Here is a 7,681-nt window from a genome sequence, read left to right as displayed (position 1 = left end):
CCCAAACGGGAAGGCCTTTTTACTTTCTGGCGTATGCGGACAGGAATAAGGAAACAAGGGACAACAGACAGGGCTGCGACTTGCCACTGGCAACTCGGTCCCTGTCTGTTGTCCCTTGTGCTTGAGCCGGACTGCTGAAGGAGGTCGGGCTGCGCCCTCCACTTCAGCCGCTGGCGCGGCTGCCGCTCCGCCACCCATTTCGAAGGCCTTCCCAAACGGGAAGGCCTTTTTTCGTTGGTGCATTGTTCGATACGGTGTCACTGGGTGGTTGCAGTGGTATCGCTGGCATCTGAGCGGGATCAACGAATTCGTGTTTCTTGATGGTAAAGTTCGACTCACGCTTGTTTCGTAAACTGAAGCAGGTAGAGTAATGGCATCGTCTGTGGAGGTGCTCTCCACACAACAGGTTGTGATACTTAACAGCGGTACTGATATGGAACAAGTAAACAAGTCTGCCTTCAGCGATGTCCTGGAATACGTGCGTATGTCTCGTCGCCAAAACAAGCTCAAGCGTGAGATTCAGGACAATGAGAAGAAGATCCGCGATAACCAGAAGCGTGTTCTCCTGCTGGATAACCTGAGTGACTACATCAAGCCCGGTATGAGCATTGAAGAGGTGCAGGCCATCATTGCCAATATGCGTCTCGATTATGAAGAGCGTGTCGATGACCACATCATCAAGAACGCCGAGCTCTCCAAGGAGCGCCGTGAGCTGAGTGCCAAGCTCAAGGCTATGGGTGCCCACAAGTAAGGGACTTCCTGCCTACCGAGAAAGCCGGCCTTTGAGCCGGCTTTTTGCTGCCTTTCTGGTGTGACCATTGACTCCCTTTTTGCCTTTCTCCCCAAGCCCCTGTTACCATCATTTGTGAGGATGACTCTGCGATCGGTGAGTCCTCCGTAGGATAAAAAGACTATAAATTGTGCAACCATGCTGGGGTCTCATATGGGCGCACCAAGGCAGATGGATTCGAATATAGTGGCATCAGAGGATTCTCCGGTGGTTAAGCCGCCAAACCCTCGTCGTTCTTGGTTCAAATGGCTGTTTGGGATTGTTTTTCTGTTGATTGTCGGGGCCCTGGTTGCTCTGGTGCTATTCGAGATGAAGACCTCTACCCTGCAGTCCAGAGAGATCTCTCGTTACGCCACCGGGCTGACCTATCGTGTGGAGCCGGGACCTAGCCAACAGATTTCCTTCCCGACCCAGGGGCCTTTTGACAAGCGTTTGGGCTATGTCTCGCTGCCTGAGGTACAGGAGCGCTTGCTGCAGCGGGGTTTTGAGGTCGCACACCAGGTGCGCTTCTCCGATGCGCTCTATCGCTATGCTTCTCATGGCTTCTTCGTGCCCTATACCGAGAAGGTACAGGCAGGGCTCACATTGCAAGATTGCCGGGGAGACGATGTCTACCGCTTCCGCTATCCCGGCCATTACTATGCAAATTTCAATGCAATTCCCGGCCTCGTTGTGCAGTCCCTGCTTTTTATCGAAAACAGGGAGCTTCTGAGCACTGAAGAGCCGCTGGCCAACCCCGCCGTGGACTGGCCCCGTTTCGCCAAAGCGGCTGTCTCCCAGGTAGGCAAGGCGCTGGATATGCAGGATCAGTCGGCCGGTGGCAGCACCCTGGCAACCCAGGTAGAGAAGTATCGCCACTCCCCGGACGGTTTGACCCTCTCACCCAAAGAGAAGCTGCGTCAGATGGTCTCGGCCAGTGTGCGCGCCTATCGGTTGGGGCCTGAGACCCTGGAGGCCCGCAAGTTGGTTGCCTGGGCCTACCTCAACTCGGTTCCCCTGTCGGCGGCACCTGGATACGGAGAGGTCCATGGCCTGGGAGATGGTCTGTGGGTCTGGTTTGGCGCTGATCCGGCAAGAGTCAACCTGCTACTCGATCCCATGCGCAACCAGGGCACCGACCTGGCTGCTCAGGGATTGGCCCTGCGTCAGGTGGTCTCCCTGATGATCGCTCACCGGCGACCCTCCTACTATCTGGCCCAGGGGCGGGAGGACCTGGCTGCGCTGACAGATAGCTATCTGCGCCTCTTCGTCCAGGAGGGCATGATTGATCCCCCCTTGATGGAGGCGGCTCTCAAGGCTCCCCTCGCGTTTCGAAACTTTGCCAAGGATCCCGCCTCGCTCAAGGTCGAGAGTAACAAGGGGTTGCAGGTGGCTCGCTCCCGCCTGAGCCGGCAGTTGGGGGTTCAGCTCTACGATCTTGACCGAATGGATCTCAACGCCGATACCAGCCTCAACTTTCAGCTTCAGGATCAGGTGACCGCCTATCTGCACAAGCTGGCCGATCCCACCTTTGCCGCCGAGGTCGGACTCTTCGGAGAGCGCCTGCTCTCGCCCGAGAAGACGGGAGATGTGAGCTATAGCTTCACCCTGTTTGAGAGGACGCCCGGGGGCTTTCAGGTGAGGGTGCAGACAGACAACACAGACCAGCCTTTTGACATCAATGAGATGAGTAAACTGGAGCTGGGCTCCACCGCCAAGTTGCGGGTATTGACCACCTATCTGGAGATAGTCGCCGAGCTTCATGAGCGATATGGAGACATGCCGGTAGACTCCCTGCGAAAGATAGAGGCACAGGATAACCTCAGCCGCTGGGCCATCGGTTGGCTCATCGCTAACAAGGAGCGCAATCTTCCGGTCATGCTGGAGGCTGCCCTCGATCGCACCTATTCCGCCAGTCCCTATGAGGGGTTCTTCACCGGTGGCGGCATGCATACCTTCAACAACTTCCGCAGGGAGGATAATGCCCGCATGCCCAGCATGCGCGACGCCTTGCGGGAGTCGATCAACCTGCCGTTTGTGAGGCTGCTTAGAGATATCGAACGCTATACCCTCTACAAGGAGGGAAACCGGGCTCTGCTGCTCAAGGACGACAGGGACCCGCGCCGTACCGAGTATCTGGTGCGCTTCGCCGATAAAGAGGGACAGACTTATCTGCTGCGTTTCTGGCGCAAGTATCAGGGCAAGAGTGCCGAGGAGCGGCTCGATACCTTCCTCGACGGTCTCAAACCCGGCGCCTCTCGGCTCGCGGCCGTGCACCGCTATCTCTTCCCTCGCGCTTCACTCGATGAGTTCCGGACCTTCCTCGACGCACGCCTGCCCAAGGCGATGCGCAGCGCGGTGACGGAGAGACGAATCGCACAGCTCTATGAGGCTTATGGTCCCGGCAAGTATTCCTTACCGGATCAAGGCTATATCGCCCGGGTCCACCCTCTGGAGCTTTGGCTGCTCAGCTATCTGCGCGATTTCGACAAGGCTACCTTCTCCGATGCGGTTCAGGCGAGCCGGGATGAGCGCCAGGAGGTCTATGGCTGGTTGTTCAAGACCCGCCATCGCAGTGCTCGTGACAGTCGTATTCGTACCATGCTGGAGGTGGAGGCCTTCCTGGATATCCATCAGCGTTGGCAGCGCCTGGGTTACCCCTTCGATCATCTGGTTCCGTCGCTCGCCACTGCGCTCGGGAGTTCCGGTGACCGACCCGCAGCCCTGGCCGAGTTGATGGGGATCATCATGAACGATGGGGTACGCCTGCCGACCTTGCGCATCGATCGTCTCGAGTTCGCCAAAGGTACACCGTTTGAAACCGAGTTTATGCCCAAGCAGGCGGCAGGGGTTCGAGTCTTGCCGAGTGAAGTCGCTACCGCCCTGCGCGGGGCCCTCTCCCAGGTCGTTGAGGCGGGAACGGCGCGGCGCATTGCCGGCGCCTTCAAGCTGGCCGACGGGACTCCTCTCGTCATGGGGGGGAAGACAGGGACCGGCGACAACCGAATCGAGACGGTTGGCCGCGGTGGTGGGGTGATCAGCTCCCTGGCTCGTAACCGGACTGCAACCTTCGTCTTCTATTTGGGCCCCGACCACTTTGGTACCCTCACCGCCTTCGTACCGGGCAGCCAGTCGGACAAGTTCCGCTTCACTTCGGCTCTGCCGGTTCAGGTGCTCAAGGGGATGGCGCCGATCCTGACCCCATATCTGGAGCCCGGAGCCCACACCCAGTGCAAGGCACCACAACCCCGGTCATGACCCCGGGGGCCGTGAGGCCCCCGCTCTTTTGAGGTGATCCCGTGTATTACGCCTTTTGCCAGACGAGTCTCGGCCCCTTGTTGGTCGCCATCGATCGGGATGGTCTGCGTCACGTAGAGTTTTGTGACGGCGAACGGCCCCAGCCCGTACTGCCGGAGTGGCGCCACGATGAGGCGGCACTGCGCCCCTATCTGACCCAGTTCGACGACTACTTCGCGGGCCGGCTGACCCATTTCGATCTGCCTCTGGCGGCTCGCGGCACTGCGTTTCAGATGGCTGTGTGGGCCGCCCTGCGGGAGATTCCCTTTGGCCACACGGTAAGCTATCGCGATATTGCCAACGCCATCGGTAATCCCGGAGCGGTGCGAGCCGTAGGGGCGGCCAACGGACGCAACCCTCTTGGCATAGTGGTGCCCTGTCATCGGGTGATCGGAAGTGGCGGGAGTCTTACCGGTTACGCAGGAGGATTGCCAATCAAGGCCTGGTTGCTGGCCCACGAGCAAAGTGTTGCAAAGATGAACGGTGGATGAAGTGACGACTCATATCTGCTTCAGAGAGGCAGGGGTAAGGTGTCTCTACACTCCGAGCCCATGGTGGTGATGAGTGGCACCCATGTGACGCTTCCAATCTGTGATTTTCCCCTGCGCCTCTTTGAGGCGCTTTTTTTGCCTCAAAAAAAGCCCGCCGGATGGCGGGCTGAAAATGACAAGGTGCAGTTGTCATGAGAGGGTCAAGAAGAGGCCGGCCAGGCAGGCACTCATCAGGTTGGCCAGCACGCCGGCCAGGATGGCGCGCATGCCGAAGCGGGCAATGAAGGCTTTGCGTTCCGGCACCATGGAGCCGAGGCCGCCGATGAGGATCGCCATGGAGGAGATGTTGGCAAACCCGCACAGGGCGAAGGTGACGATGGCCTTGCTGCCTTCGCTCAGGGTCTGATCCTGTACCAGGGCGATGAAGGCGACGAACTCGTTGACCACTATCTTGGTGCCGATGAGGGCGCCGGCCGCCTGGGCCTCTTGCCAGGGGATGCCGATCAGCCAGGAGACGGGGGCGAACAACCAGCCCAGAATGATCTGGAAGCTCAGATCCAACCCCACCAGGCCACCGGCCCAGCCGAGCAGGCCGTTAAACAGAGCGATCACACCGACGAAGGCGAGCAGGGTGGCCCCAACGGCCACGGCGATGTTAAGACCGGACATGGCGCCATCAGCCGCAGCCTCGATGACGTTGGTGGCACGCGGTATCTCCACATCGTCGTGGTACTCGGCTTCATTCGCGGCGGGCGGGACCAGGATCTTGGCCATGGCCAACCCGGCCGGGGCCGACATGAAGGCGGCGGCGATCAGAAACTTAAGCTCTACCCCTATGCTGGCGTAGCCAACCAGGGTGCCGCCTGCGACCGAAGCGAGACCGCAGCTCATCACGGCGAAGAACTGGGAGTCGGACATGCGCGACAGGTAGGGCTTGACCACCAGAGGAGCCTCGACCATGCCGACGAAAATGTTGGCGGTGGCCGAGAGACTCTCGGCTCGGCCGGTACCGAGCAACTTCTGCAGGGCGCCACCGAGCAGGGCGATGACTCGCGGCATCAGACCGATGTGGTAGAGGATGGCGATCAGGGCCGAGAAGAAGATGATGATCGGCAGCACGTTGAAGGCGAAGATGAAGCCGAGCTTGAACTTGGCCAGATCCCCAAACAGGAAGGCGATTCCCTCCTGACCGTAGTCGATAACGGCGCTGACGCTCTGGCTCACGCCATTGAGTGCGCTCTGACCGGCCGGTAGCCACAGCACCAGGGCGGCGAACAGCAGTTGCAGCAGCAGGGCGAGGGAGACGGTGCGCAGGGGAATGGCGCGACGGTCGGTGGAACAGAGGGTGGCAAGGGCCAGAATGGCCAGCATGCCGAGCAGGGCAATCATGGTGACTCCGGGTGGCAGAAACGGGATGGGCGCGGATTCTGCGCCTGCCGCCGTCACCGTGCAACCCGGGCTTGTTGCTTCCCTGTTATCGTATGGCGAAAATCGTTTTCCACCTCTCTAAGTTGCTGATTCTATTTATACTCGTTTCGTTTGTTTCTCCATGAGAACAATTATTCCCTGTTCACGGACAATCGACCCAGCCAGGGTTTCAGCCGCTCTTCCCAGTGGGGGGGCTGGCCAAAGATCTCTTTGAGAAAGGCGATGAAGTGGCGCACCTTGGGAGGCAGGTGTTCACGCCGGGCATAAACGGCGTGTACCGCCATCTTCTGGCTGGGTTCCCATTCGGGAAAGAGCGAAATGAGGCGTCCCTGGCGCAGCTCGTCCTCCAGCAAATAGTTGGCCACATAGGCGATGCCGAGGCCGGCCAGGGCGGCATCACGGACCGCCTCGGCCAGATCCACCCGATAGTTGCCACTCACCTGCACCGCCAGTCGCTCCCGGCCACGGCGAAACTGCCACTGATCGTAGCGGCGTTCACGACTCTGGTAGGTGATGCAGTTATGGTGCTGGAGATCCTGGGGGGTGAGGGGAGTGCCGTGTTGCAGCAAGTAGTCCGGCGACGCCACAGCCACGAAACCGAGATCGGCCAGCCGTTGGCCGACCAATCCCTCCGGTTTGTCCTCAACCGTGGTAACCCAGAGATCCAGCCCCTCATCCACCAGGTTGCTGCGCCGATCGAACAGGGAGACTTCGAGCTCGAGTTCCGGGTAGCGGCGCTGAAACTCCTGCAGGTGTGGTACGACGTGGAGCCGTCCAAACGACTGGCCGAGTCCCAGATGCAGCACGCCGCTCACCCTTCCCTGACGTTCGGCCACCATGGAATCGGCCTCCTGAGCCTGGATCACCAGGGCGCGGCAGTGACGTGCGTAGGCCTCGCCAAGCTCGGTCAGGGCGATCCGGCGGGTGGTGCGTTGTACCAACTGGGCTCCCAGACTCGCCTCAAGCTGGGCCAGCTGTTTGCTGATGTAGGACTTGGAGACGCCAAGGCGGCGTGCGGCGGCGGAGAAACCCTGCTCGCGGACCAGGGTGTCGAGGATCAGCATCTGGGGCAGCCGTTGCAGCATCACAGTTTCCCATTGTGGACAAAAGCCCATTATGGCAAACCGGGCCGTCTCTTGGCAGGGTTACTGGCTGAGGGCCTGCTCGATCTGGCGCAGCAGCGGGTTGCGATCCGGCGTCTGACCGGCCCCGTAACGGGCGATCAGCTTGCCGTCGCGCCCCAGCAGGTACTTGTTGAAGTTCCAGTCGGGGGCTCTGGAGTAGGCGGCCAGCGCCTTGAACAGGGCATTGGCCTCGGCGCCGCGCACATGGCTGAAGTTAAACATGGGGAAGGTGACCCCGTAGTCACGGCGGCAGACACCGGCCGCTTTCTCCTCGCTGCCATCCTCCTGGCGAAAATCGTTGGAGGGGAAGCCCAGTACCACCAGCCCTCTCTGGGCATACTGCCGGTGCAGGCGCTCGAGGCTGGCAAACTGCCTGGTATAGCCGCAGTAAGAGGCGGTGTTGACCACCAGTACCACCTTGCCCTCGGTCAGCTGGCAAAGATGATGGCGGGTGGTGGTGGCGAGTTCACGCAGCTCCAGATTCAGGTAATCGGGACAGGCCTGAGCCGTGGTCGCGGCCAGCAAGGTCGCACTCAGCAGGATTTTCATCACACGCTCCTTGTGGCAGTGGG

Annotated in this window: 6 protein-coding genes; 3 read left to right on the top strand and 3 right to left on the bottom strand. The window is 60.1% G+C overall.

The genetic code is table 11. The features are described from left to right. Window positions 1-433 precede the first annotated feature (433 nt). The 3 genes from tmaR to BN1133_RS17805 all read left to right on the top strand — a co-directional run bounded on the left by tmaR (window position 434) and on the right by BN1133_RS17805 (window position 4,557). Window positions 434-751 carry a PTS system regulator TmaR gene (tmaR, locus tag BN1133_RS17815; protein WP_050667799.1) on the top strand — a complete coding sequence of 106 codons (318 nt, stop codon included), beginning with the start codon at window positions 434-436 and terminating at the stop codon, window positions 749-751. 192 nt (window positions 752-943) lie between these two features. Continuing rightward, window positions 944-4,027 carry a transglycosylase domain-containing protein gene (locus tag BN1133_RS17810; RefSeq protein WP_050667800.1) on the top strand — a complete coding sequence of 1,028 codons (3,084 nt, stop codon included), beginning with the start codon at window positions 944-946 and terminating at the stop codon, window positions 4,025-4,027. A gap of 41 nt (window positions 4,028-4,068) precedes the next feature. Next, window positions 4,069-4,557, top strand: coding sequence for a methylated-DNA--[protein]-cysteine S-methyltransferase (locus tag BN1133_RS17805; protein WP_050667798.1), 489 nt, complete (start codon window positions 4,069-4,071; stop codon window positions 4,555-4,557). Window positions 4,558-4,746: 189 nt separating this feature from the next. On the opposite strand, the gene BN1133_RS17800 is transcribed toward BN1133_RS17805, so the two are convergent. From BN1133_RS17800 to BN1133_RS17790, 3 genes are all read right to left on the bottom strand, one after another. After that, window positions 4,747-5,946 carry a NupC/NupG family nucleoside CNT transporter gene (locus BN1133_RS17800; RefSeq protein WP_050667797.1) on the bottom strand — a complete coding sequence of 400 codons (1,200 nt, stop codon included), beginning with the start codon at window positions 5,944-5,946 and terminating at the stop codon, window positions 4,747-4,749. Window positions 5,947-6,116: 170 nt separating this feature from the next. Then, window positions 6,117-7,070: a LysR family transcriptional regulator gene (locus BN1133_RS17795; RefSeq protein ID WP_050667796.1), complete on the bottom strand. Its 954-nt coding sequence runs from the start codon at window positions 7,068-7,070 to the stop codon at window positions 6,117-6,119. Between the two features lie 60 nt (window positions 7,071-7,130). Then, window positions 7,131-7,658, bottom strand: a complete 528-nt coding sequence (locus tag BN1133_RS17790) for a glutathione peroxidase (protein WP_050667795.1) — start codon at window positions 7,656-7,658, stop codon at window positions 7,131-7,133. Window positions 7,659-7,681: the final 23 nt, after the last annotated feature.

Source organism: Aeromonas schubertii, assembly GCF_000820105.1.
Classification (GTDB): Bacteria; Pseudomonadota; Gammaproteobacteria; order Enterobacterales; family Aeromonadaceae; genus Aeromonas; species Aeromonas schubertii.
Note: the sequence above shows the minus strand (reverse complement) of the source record. Positions and strands in the feature narration are given on the sequence as shown.